Origin of the sequence: Kribbella sp. NPDC050470, assembly GCF_044458365.1 — a bacterium.
In the GTDB taxonomy this organism is placed as follows: domain Bacteria; phylum Actinomycetota; class Actinomycetes; order Propionibacteriales; family Kribbellaceae; genus Kribbella.
Map to the genome: position 1 here is coordinate 63,911 of NZ_JBITHV010000015.1, position 17,884 is coordinate 81,794.

Annotated in this window: 12 protein-coding genes; 9 read left to right on the forward strand and 3 right to left on the reverse strand. The window is 70.0% G+C overall.

The features are described from left to right. Positions 1-4: 4 nt before the first annotated feature. Both ACIBGM_RS38965 and ACIBGM_RS38970 read right to left on the reverse strand, forming a co-directional pair. Positions 5-1,237: a methyltransferase domain-containing protein gene (locus ACIBGM_RS38965; protein WP_396388404.1), complete on the reverse strand. Its 1,233-nt coding sequence runs from the start codon at positions 1,235-1,237 to the stop codon at positions 5-7. Continuing rightward, positions 1,237-2,331, reverse strand: a complete 1,095-nt coding sequence (locus ACIBGM_RS38970; protein WP_396388405.1) for an NAD-dependent epimerase/dehydratase family protein — start codon at positions 2,329-2,331, stop codon at positions 1,237-1,239. The genes ACIBGM_RS38965 and ACIBGM_RS38970 overlap by 1 nt, the downstream gene beginning before the upstream one ends. 189 nt (positions 2,332-2,520) lie before the next feature. Between ACIBGM_RS38970 and ACIBGM_RS38975 the strand changes: the two genes are divergently transcribed. From ACIBGM_RS38975 to asnB, 3 genes are read left to right on the forward strand one after another with little or no spacing between them, the layout of a single operon-like run. Further along, positions 2,521-3,843 (forward strand): nucleotide sugar dehydrogenase, encoded by a 1,323-nt coding sequence (locus ACIBGM_RS38975; protein WP_360535203.1) that lies wholly within the window; start codon positions 2,521-2,523, stop codon positions 3,841-3,843. Further along, positions 3,840-5,069, forward strand: coding sequence for a glycosyltransferase family 4 protein (locus ACIBGM_RS38980; protein ID WP_396388406.1), 1,230 nt, complete (start codon positions 3,840-3,842; stop codon positions 5,067-5,069). The genes ACIBGM_RS38975 and ACIBGM_RS38980 overlap by 4 nt, the downstream gene beginning before the upstream one ends. Next, the gene (gene asnB / locus ACIBGM_RS38985; protein WP_360535207.1) at positions 5,069-6,988 is read left to right on the forward strand and encodes an asparagine synthase (glutamine-hydrolyzing); all 1,920 of its coding nucleotides are present in this window, start codon (positions 5,069-5,071) and stop codon (positions 6,986-6,988) included. Before ACIBGM_RS38980 ends, asnB begins: the two co-directional genes overlap by 1 nt. A 19-nt stretch (positions 6,989-7,007) precedes the next feature. Here the strand turns inward: asnB and ACIBGM_RS38990 are convergent, their stop codons facing one another. Further along, a complete protein-coding gene (locus ACIBGM_RS38990) occupies positions 7,008-8,204 on the reverse strand; it encodes an RNA-guided endonuclease InsQ/TnpB family protein (protein ID WP_396388407.1) in 1,197 nt (398 codons plus the stop codon). 102 nt (positions 8,205-8,306) lie between these two features. Between ACIBGM_RS38990 and ACIBGM_RS38995 the strand changes: the two genes are divergently transcribed. The 6 genes from ACIBGM_RS38995 (at position 8,307) to ACIBGM_RS39020 (ending at position 17,877) form a co-directional block, all read left to right on the forward strand. Next, positions 8,307-10,556 carry a bi-domain-containing oxidoreductase gene (locus tag ACIBGM_RS38995; RefSeq protein ID WP_396388408.1) on the forward strand — a complete coding sequence of 750 codons (2,250 nt, stop codon included), beginning with the start codon at positions 8,307-8,309 and terminating at the stop codon, positions 10,554-10,556. Further along, the gene (locus tag ACIBGM_RS39000; RefSeq protein ID WP_360535214.1) at positions 10,553-12,514 is read left to right on the forward strand and encodes an alginate lyase family protein; all 1,962 of its coding nucleotides are present in this window, start codon (positions 10,553-10,555) and stop codon (positions 12,512-12,514) included. Before ACIBGM_RS38995 ends, ACIBGM_RS39000 begins: the two co-directional genes overlap by 4 nt. Before the next feature lie 83 nt (positions 12,515-12,597). Next, positions 12,598-13,815: a Wzz/FepE/Etk N-terminal domain-containing protein gene (locus ACIBGM_RS39005; RefSeq protein WP_360535216.1), complete on the forward strand. Its 1,218-nt coding sequence runs from the start codon at positions 12,598-12,600 to the stop codon at positions 13,813-13,815. Beyond that, complete coding sequence (locus ACIBGM_RS39010) at positions 13,812-15,443, forward strand: hypothetical protein (protein ID WP_360535218.1); 1,632 nt, start codon at positions 13,812-13,814, stop codon at positions 15,441-15,443. The genes ACIBGM_RS39005 and ACIBGM_RS39010 overlap by 4 nt, the downstream gene beginning before the upstream one ends. Continuing rightward, entirely contained in the window at positions 15,440-16,678 is a 1,239-nt protein-coding gene (locus ACIBGM_RS39015) for a hypothetical protein (RefSeq protein WP_360535220.1), read from the forward strand. The genes ACIBGM_RS39010 and ACIBGM_RS39015 overlap by 4 nt, the downstream gene beginning before the upstream one ends. After that, positions 16,675-17,877, forward strand: a complete 1,203-nt coding sequence (locus ACIBGM_RS39020) for a glycosyltransferase (RefSeq protein WP_396388409.1) — start codon at positions 16,675-16,677, stop codon at positions 17,875-17,877. Before ACIBGM_RS39015 ends, ACIBGM_RS39020 begins: the two co-directional genes overlap by 4 nt. Positions 17,878-17,884 lie beyond the last annotated feature (7 nt).

A 17,884-nucleotide genomic window follows, 5' to 3' on the forward strand; every position in this document is an offset into this window, starting at 1 on the left:
GTGTTCAGATCACTTCGAGGCGCGGGATCGGTACGACGAACTTCGCGCCCCACTCCCGTGCGTAGGCCAACTGGTGGACGATCTCCTCGCGCAGGTTCCACGGCAGGATCACGATGTAGTCCGGGCGCGCCTCGGCCAGCCGCTCCGGCGCGTGGATCGGGATGTGCGTGCCGGGCAGGAACATGCCGTGCTTGTGCGGGCTGCGGTCGACCGTGAACGGCAGCAGGTCCTCTCGGATGCCGCAGTGGTTCAGCAGCGTGTTGCCCTTGCCGGGAGCGCCGTACCCGGCGACCGACTTGCCGGCCCGGGCGGCGCTGACCAGGAAGCTGACCAGGTCGGCCTTGATCGCGAAGACGTCCTTGGCGAACCCGGCGTGCCCCTCGACCGTGTGCAGCCCTGCGTCCTCCTCGTCCTTCAGGACCTTCAGCACCAGCTCCGACGGCTCCCCCGCCGTCTCCACCGGCTGCGACATCAGCCGCAGCGAGCCGCCGTGGCTGACGAGCTCCTGGACGTCGACCACCTTCAGCCCCGCCTTCTCCAGCGCGGCCGCAGCGGTCTTCAGGGTCAGGTACTGGTAGTGCTCGTGGTAGATCGTGTCGTACTGGCGGCCTTCGATCAGCCGGAGCAGGTGCGGGAACTCCAGCGACACCAGGCCGTCGTCCTTGACCAGCGCCCGCAGGCCCTTGGCGAAGTCGACGATGTCCGGCACGTGCGCGAACACGTTGTTGCCGACGACGAGGTCCGCCTGGCCGTGCCGGGCGGCCGCGTCCCGGCCGGTCTCCTCGCCGAGGAAGTAGCTCTCGGTCCGGATGCCCTTCTCGTTGGCGATCTCGGCGATGTTCGCGGCCGGCTCGATGCCGAGCACCGGGATGCCGAGCGCCACCGCGTGCTGCAGCAGGTAGCCGTCGTTGCTGGCCGCCTCCACGATCAGGCTCTCGGCGCCGAGGTCGAGCCGCTCCTGCATGTCCACGACGAACCGGCGGGCGTGCTCGACCCAGCTGGTCGAGTACGACGAGAAGTACAGGTAGTCGCTGAACACGTCGTCGGCCGCGACGTACGCCGGCAGCTGGACGAGCAGGCAGTTGTCACAGATCCGGACGTGCAGCGGGTAGAAGGTCTCACCGCTGTCGAGCTGGTCGGCCCGCAGGTAGCTCTCGCACGGCGGCGACATCCCCAGGTCGACAAAGGTACGGGTCAAGGGCTCGCCGCACAGGCGGCAGGCGACTGGTTCCCCCATCAGTGCTTCTCCTCGGCTGCGTCATTCTTGGTGAACACTGGTGCCCCCGGTCCCGGGAACTGGTCATCGGTCTGCCGGCGCAGCTGGTCGTCGACCAGCCCCGCGGACAGCAGCTGCTGGATCCGGCGCAGCCGGACGAACTGGGCGGAGTCGAAGTCCGCCTGGGTCAGGCCGTGCCGGTGGTACGCGGCGGCGAGCTCGTCGACGCCCTTGCGCACCGTCCACTGCAGCTGCAGGTCCGGGAAGGTGTCGTTGAGCTTGGCGAAGTCGACCTTGTAGTTGCGCAGGTCCGGACCCGCCCCCTCGGCGATCGACAGCGTCGAGCCCGGTACGGCGTCGCGGACCATCTCGGCGATGTCGCGGACCTGGACCACGTCCTCGGACCGGCCGACGTTGAACGCCTGGTCGTGGATCACCTCGCGTGGCGACTCGAGCACCTTCAGGAACGCCCGGCTGATGTCCTCGATGTGCACCAGCGGCCGCCACGGCGTGCCGTCGCTCTCCAGCCGGACCTGGCCACTCGTCATCGCGATCGCGGTCAGGTTGTTCACCACGATGTCCAGCCGCAGCCGGGTGGAGGCGCCGTACGCGGTCGCGTTGCGCAGGTACGTCGGGCTGAAGTGGTCGTCGGCGAGCTTGGACAGCTCCGCCTCGGCCAGCGCCTTGGTCTCGCCGTACGGCGTCACCGGGAACATCTCGGCGTCCTCGGCGACCGCCTCGGAGCCGGCCGCGCCGTACAGGCTGCAGGAGGAGGCGAACAGGAACCGCTCGATGCCGGCTTCCTTGGCCGCGCGGGCGACGTTCAGGGTGCCGTCCAGGTTGACCGAGTAGGTCGCGTCCCGGTTCAGGTGGCCGAGCGGGTCGTTGGACAACGCGGCCAGGCAGACGACGGCGTCGTACCCCTGGAGCTCGGCGGAGGTGACGTCCCGCATGTCGCGCGGCTTCCGGGAGCCGATCGGGTCCGGCCCGCCGAGCAGGTCGCAGCCCTCGTACAGCCCGGTGTCCAGCCCGTCGACCTGGTGCCCGGCGTCCCGCAGGAACGGCACCATCACCGCACCGATGTACCCGCGATCCCCGGTGACCAGAACTCTCATCCGCCCGCTCCTCCGCTCGGCTCTGTCGTCGCTGTAACAGATCACCGAGCGGGCGCGGTGATACACCGCCCGCGGATTCGATTCCGGCAAGTCCGGTGTATCAGCGCCGGAGGGTGACTGCTCCATAGAGGGCTGAGACCAGCAAGGGGCCAAGTTCAATCGCAGGGACACGCTCAATTGGGGGGCGTTATGAAGGTTGCCGTATTCGGCTTGGGCTACGTGGGGTCGGTGACGGCGGCCTGCCTGGCTGCTGCCGGCCACGACGTCTGGGGGGTCGACGTCGACACTGCCAAGGTCGGACCGATCACCGAGGGACACAGCCCGGTGGTCGAACCCGGCCTGGACGAGCTCGTCGCGGCGGGCGTCACCGCGGGCAGACTGCACGCGACCACCGACCCGCGACTGGCGCTGGACGGAGCGGACGTCTCCCTGATCTGCGTGGGGACGCCGTCGACACCGGCCGGCAGCACCGACCTCACCTATATCCGGCGCGCGGTCCGCGACATCGCGGAGGCGGCCGGCGTGGTCGCGCCGCCGGCGTCGGGCTTCCACAGCATCGTTGTCCGCAGCACCGTTCCGCCGGGCACCGTCGACGAGGTCGTCGAGCAGGTGCTGGCCGAGGTGCCCGGCTCCGACGACTTCACCTTCGGTACGGCGATGTGCCCGGAGTTCCTGCGGGAGGGGTCCGGGCTGGCGGACTTCTACGACCCGCCGTTCGTCGTGGTCGGCACCCGGAACCCTCGGGTCGGTACCGCTCTGACCGACCTCTTCGGCTTCCTCCCCGCCGAGGTGCAGGTGGTCGACGTCCGGACCGCCGAGGCGCTCAAGTACGCCTGCAACGCGTTCCACGCCACCAAGGTCTCGTTCGCGAACGAGATGGGCCGGATCTTTCGGTACTACGGCGTGGACTCGCGGGAGGTCATGCGGCTCTTCGTGCAGGACACCAGCCTCAACATCTCGCCGTACTACCTGCGCCCCGGGTTCGCGTTCGGCGGCTCGTGCCTGCCGAAGGACCTGCGCTCGGTGCTGCACCTGGCCCGGGTCAACGACACCGACCTGCCGCTGCTGGCCGGCACGCTCGCGACCAACGAGCTGACCGTCCGCGACGTCGTGGACCGGGTGGTGGCCGGACCGGGCCGGGAGGTCGCGCTGCTCGGCCTGAGCTTCAAGACCGCGACCGACGACCTGCGCGAGAGCCCGAGCGTCGAGCTGGCCGAACGGCTGATCGGCAAGGGCTACAACCTGCGGATCTACGACGCGATCGTGAACCCGAGCCGGCTGGTCGGCGCCAACCTGCGGCACGTGAGGTCGAAGCTGCCGCACCTGCAGCGGGTGCTCACCGCCGACCCGGTCGAGGCGCTGCGCGACGCCGACGTGGCGCTGGTCTCGGCCACCGACCACGCGGCGATCAGCGCGCTGCTGACCACGCCCCCGGCCCGGACCATCGACCTGAGCGGCCGGCTGGGCGCCGAGGTCGAGGCGCTGTCCGGATACGAAGGAGTGGGCTGGTGAGCGGTCCGCGCGTCCTGATCATCATCCAGAACCTGTGGGTGCCGTTCGACCGCCGGGTCTGGCTGGAGTGCAAGGCCCTGACGGCGTCCGGGTACGACGTGACCGTGGTCTGCCCCAAGGGCCCGGGTGATCCGTCGTACCAGGTCCTCGAGGGCGTCACCGTGCACAAGTACAAGGCGTACGCGCCCGGTGGCAGCAAGCTCAGTTTCGTGGCGGAGTACGCCTACTCGTTCCTGATGACGCTGCTGCTGGTGCTGCGGGCACGGAAGGCCGGCAAGTTCCAGGTGCTGCAGGCGTGCAACCCGCCGGACATCTTCTGGCCGATCGCGATCCTGCTGCGCCGCCTGGACCGGACCAAGTTCGTCTTCGACCACCACGACCTGTGCCCGGAGCTGTTCCAGTCCCGGTTCGGCGGTACGACGAGCCCGGCGTACAAGGGCCTGCGCTGGCTGGAGCGGCGCACGCACCGGACGGCGGACCACGTCACGTCGACCAACGACTCCTACCGGCACATCGCGATCACCCGGAGCGGCAAGGCCAACCACGACGTGACCGTCGTGCGGACCGGTCCCGATCCGGAGCGGTTGCGCCGCGGCGCACCGGACGAGTCGGTGCGCCGCGGGCACCGGTACCTGGTCACCTACATCGGCGTGATGGGCCCGCAGGACGGCGTCGACATCGTCGTCCGGGCCGCCGATGTGGTGGTCAACAAGCTCGGACGGACCGACATCGCGTTCACGCTGATGGGCGGCGGCGACGCGTTCGACGACGTGGTCGCGCTGCGCGACCAGCTGGGTCTGCAGGACCATGTCGAGTTCACCGGCCGGGTGCCGGACGAGACGGTCCGCGCGGTGATGTCGACCGCCGACCTCGGCCTGTCGCCGGACCCGAAGAATCCGCTCAACGACGTCTCGACGATGAACAAGACGATGGAGTACATGGCGTTCGAGCTGCCGGTCGTCGCCTTCGACCTGATCGAGACCAAGGTCTCGGCCGCCGACGCCGCGGTGTACGTCGAGCCGAACGACGTGACGAAGTACGGCCAGGCGATCGTCGACCTGCTCGACGACGAGGTACGGCGCCGCCGGATGGCCCGGTTGGGTCGCGAGCGGGTCGAGCAAGTGCTCGCCTGGAAGCACCAGCAGAAGGCCTACCTCGAGGTGTACGACCGGCTCACCGGCCACCCGAGTGCCGTCGGCGAGTTCCCGAAGGCTGCGGGGTCCTGATGTGCGGCATCGCCGGCTGCTACCAGCAGCACGACGGTCTCGCCCTCGCGCAGACCATGAACGACCGGATCGCGCACCGCGGTCCGGACGCCGACGGCGTGTACCGGTTCGAGGACGGTGACATCCGGGCGTACCTCGCGCACCGCCGGCTGTCGATCATCGACCTGTCCTCGGGGGCCGACCAGCCGTTCACCAAGCGCGGCCTGACGATCAGCTACAACGGCGAGCTCTACAACTACAAGGAGCTGCGCGCCGAGCTGGTCCGGGCCGGGGTGACATTCCGGACGCACTCCGACACCGAGGTGGTGCTGGAGGCCTGGCGCCGCTGGGGTCCGGCGGCGCTGTCGCGGTTTCGCGGCATGTTCGCGTTCGCGATGCTCGACGAGGACAGCGGCAGCCTGTTCCTGGCCCGCGACCCGCTCGGCATCAAGCCGCTGTACTTCCTGCGCCGGCACGGCGGCGTCATCTTCGCGTCCGAGCTGAAGGCCCTGGTCGCCGCGATCGGGCCGGAGCTGCGCACCGATCCCGGCGCGCTGATCTCCTCGATGCTGTACTACTGGCTGCCCGAGCAGCGCTGCGCGATCGACGGCGTGGAGAAGCTGCCGCCGGGTTCGTGGTCGGAGTTCCGGCCGGACGGGAGCAGCCGGCACGAGACGTACTGGCGGGTGACCGACGTCGCCACCGAGGCGGCCGCCGGTCCGCGCGCCGACCTGCGCACGGTCATCGAGGAATCGGTCGCCGCGCACCTGGTCGCCGACGTCGGGGTGTCGACGTTCCTCAGCGGCGGGCTCGACTCCAGCCTGGTCACGGTGCTGGCCAAGCGGCTCGACCCCGGCATCGACTCGTACACGATCACCTTCCGGGCTCAGGACCAGCGGCTCGAGGCGATGCCCGACGACGCGATCTACGCCCGCAAGGTGGCCCAGCAGTTCGGCATCGACCTGCACGAGATCGAGATCGCGCCCGACGTGGTGAACCTGCTCCCCCGGATCGTCGACGTGCTCGACGAGCCGATCGGCGACCCGGCCGCGATCAACACGCTGTTGATGTGCGACGCCGCCCGCGACGCCGGGGTCAAGGTGCTGCTGTCCGGCATGGGCGCCGACGAGCTGTTCGGCGGCTACCGCAAACACCTCGCCTGCGTGATGGGAGCGCAGTACCAGCGACTCCCGGGCGTGCTGCGCAACGGTCTCGTCGGTCCCGCCGTCCGGCGGCTGCCGGTCACCGCGAACGGGCGCGGCCTGCGGTACGCGCGGTGGGCGAAGCGGTTCCTGACCTTCGCCGACCTGCCCGAGGAGGCCGCGTTCCGGCGCAGCTACACGATGTACGACGCCGACGAGCTGGCCTGCCTGCTCAGCCCGGACCTGGAGCCGTACGTCGGGAAGCTGATCTCCGAGCACAGCGACATCTACCACGACACCACGCTCGACGACCACGTCAACCGGATGTGCCTGGCCGACGCGCGGATGTTCCTGCCCGGCCTGAACCTGGCCTACACCGACCGGTCCAGCATGGCCGCGTCGACCGAGGTCCGGACGCCGTTCGTGGACCCGATCGTCGCGCGGGCCGCGTTCTCCATCCCGGGCCGCGAGAAGATCCACCGGCGCCAGGGCAAGCTCGCGCTGAAGAAGGCCGCCGAGGCCTGGCTGCCGAAGGAGATCATCTACCGGCCGAAGGCGTCGTTCAGCGCGCCGCTGCGGGCCTGGGTCCGCAACGACCTGCGCGAACTGGTGGACGACGTGCTGCTGCGCGGTGAGCTGGTCGGCAGCGGTTTCCTGCAGCAGGCCGCCGTACAGCGCCTGGTCGACGACGAGCGGGCCGGGCGGCAGGACTACTCCAAGCAGATCTGGCAGCTGCTGACGCTCGAGACCTGGATGCGAAACATGCGCTCCCTGGGCTTGACGTCCTCCCCATCCTGAAGGTCGGGGATTTCACAAACTACGCGGAGGTAGCGTGTTGAGGTTCACGCTTCGGCGAGACCCGTACGGGCGTCTCTCGGCGTGCGCTGACGGCCCGTCCGGCCGCGATGTTGACAGCGGCGTTCACGTCGGCATTCGCCCGATGTCCGCAGGCCGTGCATCGGAAGACCGCTTTGTTCTCGCGGTTCTCCGACGCACGGTGCCCGCAGACGCTGCAGGTCTGCGACGTGTACGCAGGGTCTACTTTCTCGACCCGGCCCGGCGCCTTGTCCTCCAGCCGGGCCACCAGGCTGCCCCAGCCGTTGGCCAGGACGCCCCGATTGAGCCCGGCCTTGGCCCGGCGACGATTCGGCAGGTACCCACCTCGTCGGTCGGGGTCGGGCTTGGGCTTGGGCCGCCTGGTCAGCTGAGCGATGCGCAAGTCCTCCACCCGGATGACATCGAACCTCGTCGCGAGGTCGGTGCTGGTCTTCTCCACCCAGTCCTTCCGCCGGTCGCCGGCACGGGCGTACAGCTTGGCGATCGCAGCCTTCACTCGGTGACGCCGGTTGGAGCCGCGACAGCACCGCGACAGCCGACGTTGCAGACGCTTCAGCCGTTCGGCTTCACGTTTCGACAGGCCAGGGCAGGTCAGGCGTTCGCCGGTGGAGAGGGCGGCCGAGACTGTGATGCTGCGGTCGACGCCGACCTCTTCGCCCGTGCCCGGTGCGGGGATCGGCGGTGGGATCGCGGCGAAGGCGAGATGCCAGCGTCCCGCCGGGTCGCGGGTGACGCGGTAGGACTTGGCGGCGGGAACGGCGCGCGAGAGCCGGAACCGTACCCAGCCGACCTTGGGCACCAACACCCGTGCCCACTTGCGGTTCAGCTTGACGACCCGGGAAGCCCTGGGGCCGACGATGCGGAACCCTTCGTGCCGCCCGGCTTTGCGCCAGGTCGGTCTTCGGTGCGTTCCGGCGTAGAAGCTCTTGGCGGCCTGGTCGAAGTCCCGCAGCGCCTGCTGTTGCACGATCTGCGACCCGGCGCGCAGCCACGCGAATTCAGCTCGCCCTTCGGTCAGCTGCCGACACTGCTCGGCAAAACCCGGCACCGGGCCTTTGTCGCGAGTCCACATCGACCATTGCTCGAGCGCCAGGTTCCACATGTACCGGGCATGCCGGCACTGCTCCAGCAATGCAGCCTGCTGCGCGGGCGTCGGGTACATCCGGAACCGAGACATGCCAACCACCCAATCAGCAGGGACCGACAGTCCCCGATCTTCGAGGGGAGGGCGTCGCGGTTCCTCCCGTCTTGAGTGACGGGAGCCCCCGCGACCCATCCGATGAAACAGGTTGCACAGAACTACAAGTCCGGCGAGCTGGCGGTGCTCGACGTGCCGCCGCCCACCTGTGCGCCCGGCGGCGTGCTGGTCCGCTCGCTGTACTCGCTGATCTCTACCGGCACCGAGCTGATGAAGGTCGGCGAGGCCAAGCTGTCGATGCTCGGCAAGGCGCGGGCCCGGCCGGACCAGGTGAAGAAGGTGCTGGACTCCGTCGCTCAGCAGGGTGCGCTCAACACCTACAAGAAGGTGATGAACAAGCTCGACTCCTACACGCCGCTGGGCTACTCACTGTGCGGTGTCGTGGTCGAGGTGGGCGCCGGGGCCGAGGAATTCAGCGTCGGCCAGCTGGTCGCTGCCGCGGGCAACGAGTTCGCGCTGCACGCCGAGTACAACTGGGTACCGGTCAACCTGTGCGTTCCGGTGCCGGACGGGGTGCCGCCGGAGCAGGCCGCGTTCTCGACCGTCGGCGCGATCGCGATGCACGGCGTCCGGCAGTCTGAGGTGCAGCTCGGCGACACCGCGGTCGTGATCGGGCTCGGCCTGGTCGGACAGCTCGTGGTGCGGCTGCTGGTCGCGGCAGGCGTCCGCGTGTTCGGCATCGACACCGTCGAGGACCGGTGCCGGATGGCGGAGAAGGCCGGCGCGCTGCACTGCTCGTCGGCGGACGAGGCGGGGATCGCCGTACTCGAGCGGTCGTTGCTGGAGGCGTCGAACGGGCTCGGGGCGGACCACATCCTGCTCGCCGCCGGCGGTCACACCAACGGCCCGGTCGAGACTGCGGCCCGGCTGGCCCGCGACCGCGCCCGGGTGGTCGACATCGGCAAGACCAAGCTCGACCTGCCGTGGAACGCCTACTACGACAAAGAGCTCGACGTCCGCTTCTCCCGCTCCTACGGCCCCGGCCGGTACGACGACCGCTACGAGCTCGAAGGCATCGACTACCCCGCCGGCTACGTCCGGTGGACCGAACGCCGCAACCTCGAGTGCTTCATCGACCTGATCGCCCGCGAACAGATCGACGTAGGCTCCCTGGTAGCCAGGGTCTTCCCCATCGCCGACGCCACCGAGGTCTACCAACAGCTCTCCTCCGGCGCCTTCCAGGGCGTCGGCTTCTTGTTCGAATACCCGAAGCCCGAGCCGCAAGGCGAGGGCGAGCCCGCCGCCACCCGCGGCCCCGGCGCCTCGACCACCGGCCAGGGTGTCGCCGCCTCGACCACAACGCGCCGGCGGGAGCCGGCCGGCAAGCCGGCTCACGCCGGCGCAGCCCGGTTGGGGTTTGTGGGTGCCGGCAATTACGCGTCTTCCATGCTTCTCCCGCACCTGCACAAGAACGAGGATGTTGCGCTCGCGCACGTCGCGACCAACAAGTCGTTGTCGGCCGCGAACGCCCAGCGCCGGTTCGGGTTCGAGCAGATCTCGACGGATGCCCAAGCAGTGCTGGACGACGAGTCGCTGGACGCGATCTTCGTGGTGACCCGGCACAGCACGCACGCGGACCTCGCGTGCAAGGCACTCGAGACCGGCAAGGCCGTGTTCGTCGAGAAGCCGCTCGCGTTGAACGACGAGGACCTGGACCGGATCGTCGCGACCGTCGAGCAGACCGGCAACGACCGCCTGATGGTCGGGTTCAACCGCCGGTTCGCGCCGCTGCTGACCGACCTGCGGGAGCGCTTCGGCACCCCCGGCGGCGGCTCCTCCCTGCGCTACCTGGTGAACGCCGGCCGGCTGGACCCGTCCAGCTGGTACCTGGACCAGGACAAGGAAGGCAGCCGGTTCGGCGGCGAGGGCGGCCACTTCATCGACACGGTGAGCTGGTGGCTCGACAGCCCGCCCACCGAGGTGTACGCCGTACCCGGACCGGACGCCGGCGACGTCATCGTCAGCCTGCGGTTCGCGAACGGGTCGGCCGCCACGATCAGCTATGTCGGCGGCGGCAACTCGCGGTTCCCGAAGGAGACGCTGGACATCACCGGTGGCGGCCGCAACGGCCGACTGGACAACTTCCAGAGCGCGTCGGTGTGGGCGGGCCGGAAGCCGTCGACCCGCAAGGCTCGCGGCACCGACAAGGGCCAGCGAGTCGAGCTGGAACGCTTCGTCCAGGCGGTGAAGTCCGGTGGACCGATGCCGATCCCGTTCGACTCGCTGGTCGCCACCACCCGCGCGACCATCGCCGTCGACCGCAGCCTCGCCAGCGGCAAAGCTGAGCAAATTCTGCCCCCATCCCACCGCCCCGGTCAGGGAACCATATGAGCCGCCAGCCCTTGGGTTGGTACGTCCGCCGCCTGCGCCGGATGTCCCCCACCGAGCTGGCCTGGCGAACGCGTGACCACGTACGGCGTACTGCCTGGGCTTACCAGCAGGTCCGGCCCGGGCAGGACGCCGACATCCAACTGCCACTGTGCCGGGAGCTGACGTTCCCGGCGGTGCTGCCGCCACACGCCGCCGACGGCGTACCCGACGAGGCGCGTACGGCGATCATCGAGACCGCCGACGCGATCCTGGCCGGCAAGCTCGAGGTGCTCGGCGTCGACCGGACCGACCTGAAGGCGCCGGACTGGTTCCGCGACCCGACCACCGGCCGCCGGTCGGACCCGGCGGAGTACACGTTCAAGCTCAACCACCGCAACGAGGACCTGGTCGGGAACATCAAGCAGGTCTGGGAGTTGTCCCGGCACCACCACCTGACCCAGCTCGCCGCGGCCTGGTACCTGACCCACGACGACACGTACGCCGACCGCGTCGCCGACCACCTGAACGACTGGTGGCGGTCGAACCCGTTCCTGTCCGGGGTGCACTGGGCCAGCGGGATCGAGATCGGGATCCGGCTGATCAGCTGGGCCTGGATCCGGCGGCTGCTCGACGACTGGCCCGACGTCACCGACCTGTTCGAGCACAACGAGCTGGCGTTGCGGCAGCTGTACTGGCACCAGCGCTACCTCGCCGCCTTCGAGAGCCGCGGCTCGTCGGCGAACAACCACGTGATCGCCGAGGCCGCCGGCCAGCTGGTCGGCGCCTGTGCCTTCCCCTGGTTCACCCCCAGCGACAAGTGGCGCACGAACGCGGCCGAACTGCTGGAGCGCGAGCTGGACGCCAACACGTTCCCGTCCGGCGTCAACCGCGAGCTCGCGACCGACTACCACCGCTTCGTCTCCGAGCTCGGCCTGTACGCCGCTGTGGAGGCGGACAAGGCCGGTCATCCGCTGAGCGGGCAGACCTGGGCGCTGCTGACCCGGACCGTCGACGTGGCCGCGGCGATCGTCGACAACACGCTGCGCCCGCCGCGTCAGGGCGACGACGACGAGGGCATGGTGCTCGTCCTCGATCCGCCCAACGTCCACAGCTGGTCGGCGTTCCTCTCTCTCGGTGCCGCGGTCGTCGGGCGCGCCGAGTGGTGGCCGGACAGTCCGCAGACGGCGGCCGCCGTACTGGCTGGGAGTCTGGTCAACGGCGCGCAGCCGCATCGGCCGGCTCAGCGCCCGGACCACTTCGCCGACGCCGGGATCACGATCCTGCGCAGTCGAGACGAGGGTCCCGAGATCTGGTGCCGCGGTGACGCGGGGCCGCACGGATTCCTGTCCATCGCCGCGCACGCGCACTGCGACGCGCTCTCGCTCGAGGTCCGGGTGGGCGGCGTCGACATCCTGGCCGACCCGGGGACCTACTGCTACCACGGCGAGGAGGAGTGGCGGAACTACTTCCGCTCCACGATCGCCCACAACACCGTCGAGGTCGCCGGCGCCGAGCAGTCCGTCTGGGGCGGCCCGTTCCTCTGGCTGCGCGGCGCAACAGGCCGGGTACGGCGGTACGCCGCCGACGGCGACGTGGTGACCTGGGATGCCGAGCACGACGGCTACCGGTCCGGCGACACCCCGATCACGCATCGGCGGACCGCCGTACTGGATGCGGGCGTGCTGCGGGTCGAGGATCAGCTGGACGGCTCGGCCGACGTACGGATCGCCTGGCATCTCGGGCCGGAGGTGACGGTCGACCTCGACGGCGCGACCGGGCGGCTGAAGTGGCCGAACGGATCCGCGGTCGCCGAGTTGCCGGCCGGGTTGAGCTGGACCGCCCACTGCGGTGGCGACGATCCGTTGCTCGGCTGGTACTCACCGCGCTTCGGCCGCAAGGTGCCGATCACCACCCTGGTCGGCTCCGGCGTACTCGGACCGGACTCCCCCGCGGTCAGCAGCTTCCAGTTCCGGTCCTGACCGGAGTCTTGCTGTATCACCCCCGGTTTCGGTCCCTCTATTACTCGAACCGTTCGTGACGTTCGACTGGAGGGGCGGGGCCTGTGAGTTCACAGCAGCTCGACGTCAAGAAGTCCTGGCGTGCCATCCGGCGGCACCGACTCATCGTCGCCGCCGTGGCAGCGGTCGGCCTGCTCGGCGGGCTGGGCTACGGCCTGCTGGTGCCGCCGTTGCACACTGCCACCTCGCTCGTCGTGCTGCCGCCACCGCCCGCTGCGGACCCGCAGAAGGCCGAGGGCACGCAGAGCATCGAGACCCAGGTGTTCATCGCCGGGAGCGAGCCGGTGCTGAAGAGCGCCGGCCAGAACCTGAGCCCGGCGCTGTCCACCAAGGTGGTGCGGGAACGGGTGAAGGTGACGGCGTTGACCGACGACGTCATCAAGATCGACGCCAAGGGCGAGACGGCCGCGCAGTCGATGCGGCTGGCGAACGCGGTCTCCGAGGTCTACCTGGTCTTCATCACCACCGACCAGGTGCTGCCCGGCGACCTGGGAAAGAAAACGGGGGCTCGGGTGCTGGAGCAGGCGACAACCGCGAGAGGTGGCAACCTCGCGGTCCATCTGGGGATCTGGGGACTGCTCGGCGCGCTGATCGGCGCCGTCGCAGGCTCGATCGGAGTACTGGCCAAGGTGCGCGGTGACCGCCGGCTGCGGTTGCGCGACGAGATCGCCGACGCGGTCGGACTGCCGGTGCTGGCGTCCGTCTCGTCGTACCGGGCGACTGACGTGTCCGACTGGACCTATCTGCTGGAGCACTACTCGCCGACCTCGGTCGAGGCGTGGAGCCTGCGCAAGACGCTGCACCACCTGAACCTGGATCTGAAGGGCGGCACCCAGCAGTCGCTGACGGTCATCTCGTTCGCCGGCGACGACAAGGCGCTCCCGCTCGGCCCGCAACTGGCCGCGCTGGCGACCTCGATCGGCATCACCACTTCGATCGTGGTCGACACGCACCAGGAGCCGGCCGGGGAGGTTGCCCTGGACATCCACCTGGTTGTGGTCGACAAGGACGCCCCGCACCTGGCCGGCACCACCCGGACGACGCGCACGATCGTCGCGCTGTCGGCGGGCACGGTCACGGCCGAGGAGCTCGCCCGACTGGCGGTCGCGGCCGCGGCCGACGACCGCATCATCGACGGCCTGGTCGTCACCGATCCCGACCCGTCCGACCGCACCATCGGCCGCGTCTCGCAGTCCGTCCGCCGCTCCGGCTCGCGACTGCCCACTCTCCTCACCGGCACCACCGCGAGGAGGACCAAGTGAGCAACCAGCCCTACAACCAGCCCGTCGCCACCGATCCCGGCTGGACCGACGACGACGGCCTGTTCGCGACCGAGCCGACCAACGCCTACCCGCCGGACAGCCTGGTCACCTTCCGCTTCCTGCGCGACGCCCTGCGCCGGCACCTGCGGATCTGGCTGATCCTGGCCGCCGTCGGCCTGCTGGGCGGCCTGGCGTCGACGTTCGTCCTGCCGCAGCCGCACGTGTCCTCGACCCGCCTGGTGCTGACGCACAAGGACGGCGAGGACCCGGCCAAGGCGATGGCGACGGACGTCAGCCTGGCGACCACGCACACAGTCGCGCAGCGGGTGATCGACCTGCTCAAGCTGCCGGAGACGCCGGACGACCTGCTGAAGCGGTACACCGCGACCCCGAAGACCGACCGGGTGCTCGAGGTCGCCGTCCAGGCCAAGACGACCGACGAGGCCACCAGGCAGGCGACCGTCATCGCCCAGGTGTTCCTGATCTTCCGCAAGGAGCAGATCGCGCTGCAGGACGTGCCATTGGGCCGCGACCTGACCGCTGCGACCTCGGCGGTCTCGGTGGCCGAGGCGGCCGTCCGGGCGGCCGGCGACAACCCGGACGAACCGGACCGACCGAACAGCACGCAGATGATCCGGCTCGGGGTTGCCCGGGACCGGCTGCAGTACGTCCGCCAGCAGATGCTGGACCAGGAGGTCCAGGCCTCCCGGATGAACAGCAGCCGGATCCTCGACGTGGCCGCGCCGGTGCCCGTGTCGGCCAAGCGGACGCTGGCGATCAACGCCGGCACCGGCCTGCTCGCCGGCCTGTTCATCGGCATCGCCTTCGTGATCGTCCGGGCGCTGATCTCCGATCGGCTGTGGAAGCGGCAGGACATCGCCGGCGCCCTCGGCGCGCGGGTCCGGCTGAGCAGTCCCCGGCCGTCCCGCCTGCAGTTGCTGCCGTTCCCGCGCTACCTGCGTTCGTCCCAGCGGCGGAACCCGGAAGTCCGGCTGATGGTTCAGCACTTCGGCCAGCGCATCTTCTGGGGTGAACGGCCCACGCCGGCCACCGTCGTGGTGAGCGTCGACGACGTCCGCACTTCCGCGCTGGTCGTGGCCGCGCTGGCGGTCTCGCTGGCCGAGGAAGGCAAGCACGTCCTGGTGGCCGACCTCAGCGAGACCCGGCTGCTGGCGATGATGCTCGGCGTCAAGGCGCCGGGTACGCGCGAGTCGCGGTTCAGCGAGCCGCAGCGGCGGATCGACGTCTACCTGCCCGATCCGGACGGCGGTCCGGCGCAGGGTTGCTACCTGCGGCTGAGCGAGACCAGCCGGCCGGAGAGCAGCGGTGACATCGCGCTCGACGCGGCCTGGGAGGTCGCCGACGTGGTGCTGACGCTGGCCACGCTGACGCCGGAGCTGGGCGCGGACCACCTGGGCACGTGGGCCTCGCACGCCGCGGTCGTCGTGACCGCCGGCCGGTCGACCACCGCCAAGATCCAGGCCACCGGCGAGATGCTGCGGCTGGCCGGGCTCGAGATCGACACCGCCGTCGTACTGCGGCCGGACCGCACCGACGAGACCGTCGGCGTCGCCGAGGCAGAGGCGGCCCCCGCCCGGACCGTGGATGTGGAGATGTTCGGCCGATGACGACCGGACTCAGCGAACGACTGGCGACCCGGATCGGCCGCCGGCCGACCCGGCGGGTGCGCGCGCCCGAAGTTCGCCGGCGTCGCCGCGTCCAGCTGGTCTGGGCGCTGCTGGTGCTGAACGTGATGACGTTCTTCGCCGGCGCGCCGTACCTGCTCCCGATCCCGGGCATGATCGGCAAGCTCATCGCCCAGGGTGCGCTGGTGGGCGCCCTGGTGGTCGTCCTGATGGTCAACCGGCCGGTCCGGGTCCGGCCCAGCGTCTTCATCTTCCTGCTGCTTCTGCTGGCGTCCGTGGCGTTGCTGTCCAGCATCCGGGCCGAGTTCCTGTTCGGCGCGCTGTTCCGGGCCGGCCGGCTGCTGACGTTCGCGATGGTGCTGTGGCTGCTGACGCCGTGGTGGACCCGGCGCGACCTGCTGCTGGTCCGGACCCACTTGATGGCGTTGTGGGGCATCCTCGGCACGGTCGTGCTCGGACTGCTGGTATCGCCGGGCACCGCGATGTTCGAGGAGCGGCTGCACGGAGTCATCTGGCCGATCCCGCCGACCCAGGTCGGGCACTACGCCGCGGTGGCGACGGGTCTGACGGTCGTGCTGTGGTTCTCCGGACTGCTGAGACGCAGTGTCGCCTTGGCCAGCGTGCTGGTGGCCGTCCCGGTGCTGCTGCTGACCCACACCAGGACCGCGTTGGTCGCGCTGCTGGCCGGCGTACTGATCGCTGGGTTGAGCCTGTTCACCGCGCGCACCCGGGCCCGGCGGTTCCTCGCGGTCGGTGTCATCGTCTTCACCGTCGGGGCGCTGACGCTCGGCTCGGTGGTGACCACCTGGCTGGCGCGTGGGCAGGACTCCGAAGAGGTGACCGCGCTGACCGGGCGGCGGGCGGTCTGGGAGTCGATCCTGGCCGCGCCACGGTCGACGTTCGAGACGTTCTTCGGGTTCGGCCTGTCCAACAAGTCGTTCAACGGGCTCCCGATCGACAGCAACTGGCTCGGCACGTACTACGACGTGGGCCTGGTCGGGGTGGCGATCACGATCATGCTCGTGCTGTTCGTGCTGACCGCCGCGTGGTTCCGGCCGCAGGGACCGCAGCGCGCGCTGGCGCTGTTCCTGGTCGCCTACTGCGTGGTCGCGTCCTTCACCGAGAGCGGTCTCAGCGAGGCCTCGCCGTACCTGCTCGAACTGACGCTGGCGGCGTCGCTCGTGTACAACGTGAACACCCGTGAGGGAGCGCGATGAAGATCCTGCTGGTGCACAACAGGTACCGGTCGACCGCTCCGAGCGGGGAGAACCGCGTGGTCGACCAGGAGAGCGCGGCGCTGGCCGAGCACGGCCACGATGTCCGGCACTTCGAGCGGTTCAGCGACGAGATCGAGGACTGGCCGGCCTGGCAGAAGGCCACGCTGCCGGCCCGGGTGGTGTGGAACCCGGCCAGCAAGCGCGACCTCGCCGCGGAGCTCGAGCGCTTCCGGCCGGACGTCGTCCACGTGCACAACACGTTCCCGCTGCTCAGCCCGTCGGTGCTGTACGCCTGCCGCGACGCGGGCGTGCCGGTCGTGATCACGCTGCACAACTACAAGCTGCTCTGCGCCAGCGGCGACTTCTTCCGCGACGGCGCGGTCTGCCACGACTGCGCCGGCGGCAACCCGCTCCCCGGGGTGAAGCACGGTTGCTACCGCGGCTCCAAGCTCGCGACCGCGACCACCGTGCTCAACACCCGCGGCCATCGACGGACGTGGCGCAATCTGGTCTCGGCGTACGTCTTCATCTCCGAGTCGCAGCGGCTACTCATGAACGGGATGGACTTCGACCCGCACCGCTCGTTCGTCAAGCACAACATGGTCCCGTACGACGGACCACTCGGCGGCGCCCGGGATCGGCAGGTCAGCTACGTCGGCCGCCTGGACGCGGCCAAGGGTGCTCCGCTGCTGATGAAGGGCTGGGACGCGTACCGGGCGATCGCCGGGGACGACGCCCTCCAACTCGTCGTCGCGGGCGGTGGGCCGCTGCAGGACGAGGTGACCGCCTGGGCCGCCGAGCGGCCGTCGGTCCAGCTGGGCGGCCTGATGAGCAAGCAGGAGGTCTTCGAGCTGATCAGCCGGTCCCGGGCCGTCGTCCTGCCGTCGGAGTGGGAGGAGACGTTCGGGCTCGTGGTGGTCGAGGCGATGGCGGTCGGGGTACCGGTGCTGGCGTCCGGTCACGGATCGTTCCCGGACCTGGTCGAGCACGAGGTCGACGGCATGTTGTTCGAGCCCGGCCGGCCGGACGCGCTGGCCAAGCTGCTGCTCGACGTCGACACCACGCCGGACCGGTACGAGGAGCTCGGCCGCCGCGCCCGCAAGACCTACGAGGAGAAGCACCAGCCAGAGCACAACCTCGAGCAACTGCTCGAGATCTACCGGTTCGCCGTCCGCAACCCGGCCTCGGCGCACCGCTGAGTCCCGG

Excerpts from the sequence above, each read along its gene's own strand:
- ACIBGM_RS38965 (WP_396388404.1), bottom strand. The coding sequence starts at position 1,237 with ATGGGGGAACCAGTCGCCTGCCGCCTGTGCGGCGAGCCCTTGACCCGT.
- ACIBGM_RS38970 (WP_396388405.1), bottom strand. The coding sequence starts at position 2,331 with ATGAGAGTTCTGGTCACCGGGGATCGCGGGTACATCGGTGCGGTGATG.
- ACIBGM_RS38975 (WP_360535203.1), top strand. The coding sequence starts at position 2,521 with ATGAAGGTTGCCGTATTCGGCTTGGGCTACGTGGGGTCGGTGACGGCG.
- asnB (WP_360535207.1), top strand. The coding sequence starts at position 5,069 with ATGTGCGGCATCGCCGGCTGCTACCAGCAGCACGACGGTCTCGCCCTC.
- ACIBGM_RS38990 (WP_396388407.1), bottom strand. The coding sequence starts at position 8,204 with ATGTCTCGGTTCCGGATGTACCCGACGCCCGCGCAGCAGGCTGCATTG.
- ACIBGM_RS38995 (WP_396388408.1), top strand. The coding sequence starts at position 8,307 with ATGAAACAGGTTGCACAGAACTACAAGTCCGGCGAGCTGGCGGTGCTC.
- ACIBGM_RS39000 (WP_360535214.1), top strand. The coding sequence starts at position 10,553 with ATGAGCCGCCAGCCCTTGGGTTGGTACGTCCGCCGCCTGCGCCGGATG.
- ACIBGM_RS39015 (WP_360535220.1), top strand. The coding sequence starts at position 15,440 with ATGACGACCGGACTCAGCGAACGACTGGCGACCCGGATCGGCCGCCGG.
- ACIBGM_RS39020 (WP_396388409.1), top strand. The coding sequence starts at position 16,675 with ATGAAGATCCTGCTGGTGCACAACAGGTACCGGTCGACCGCTCCGAGC.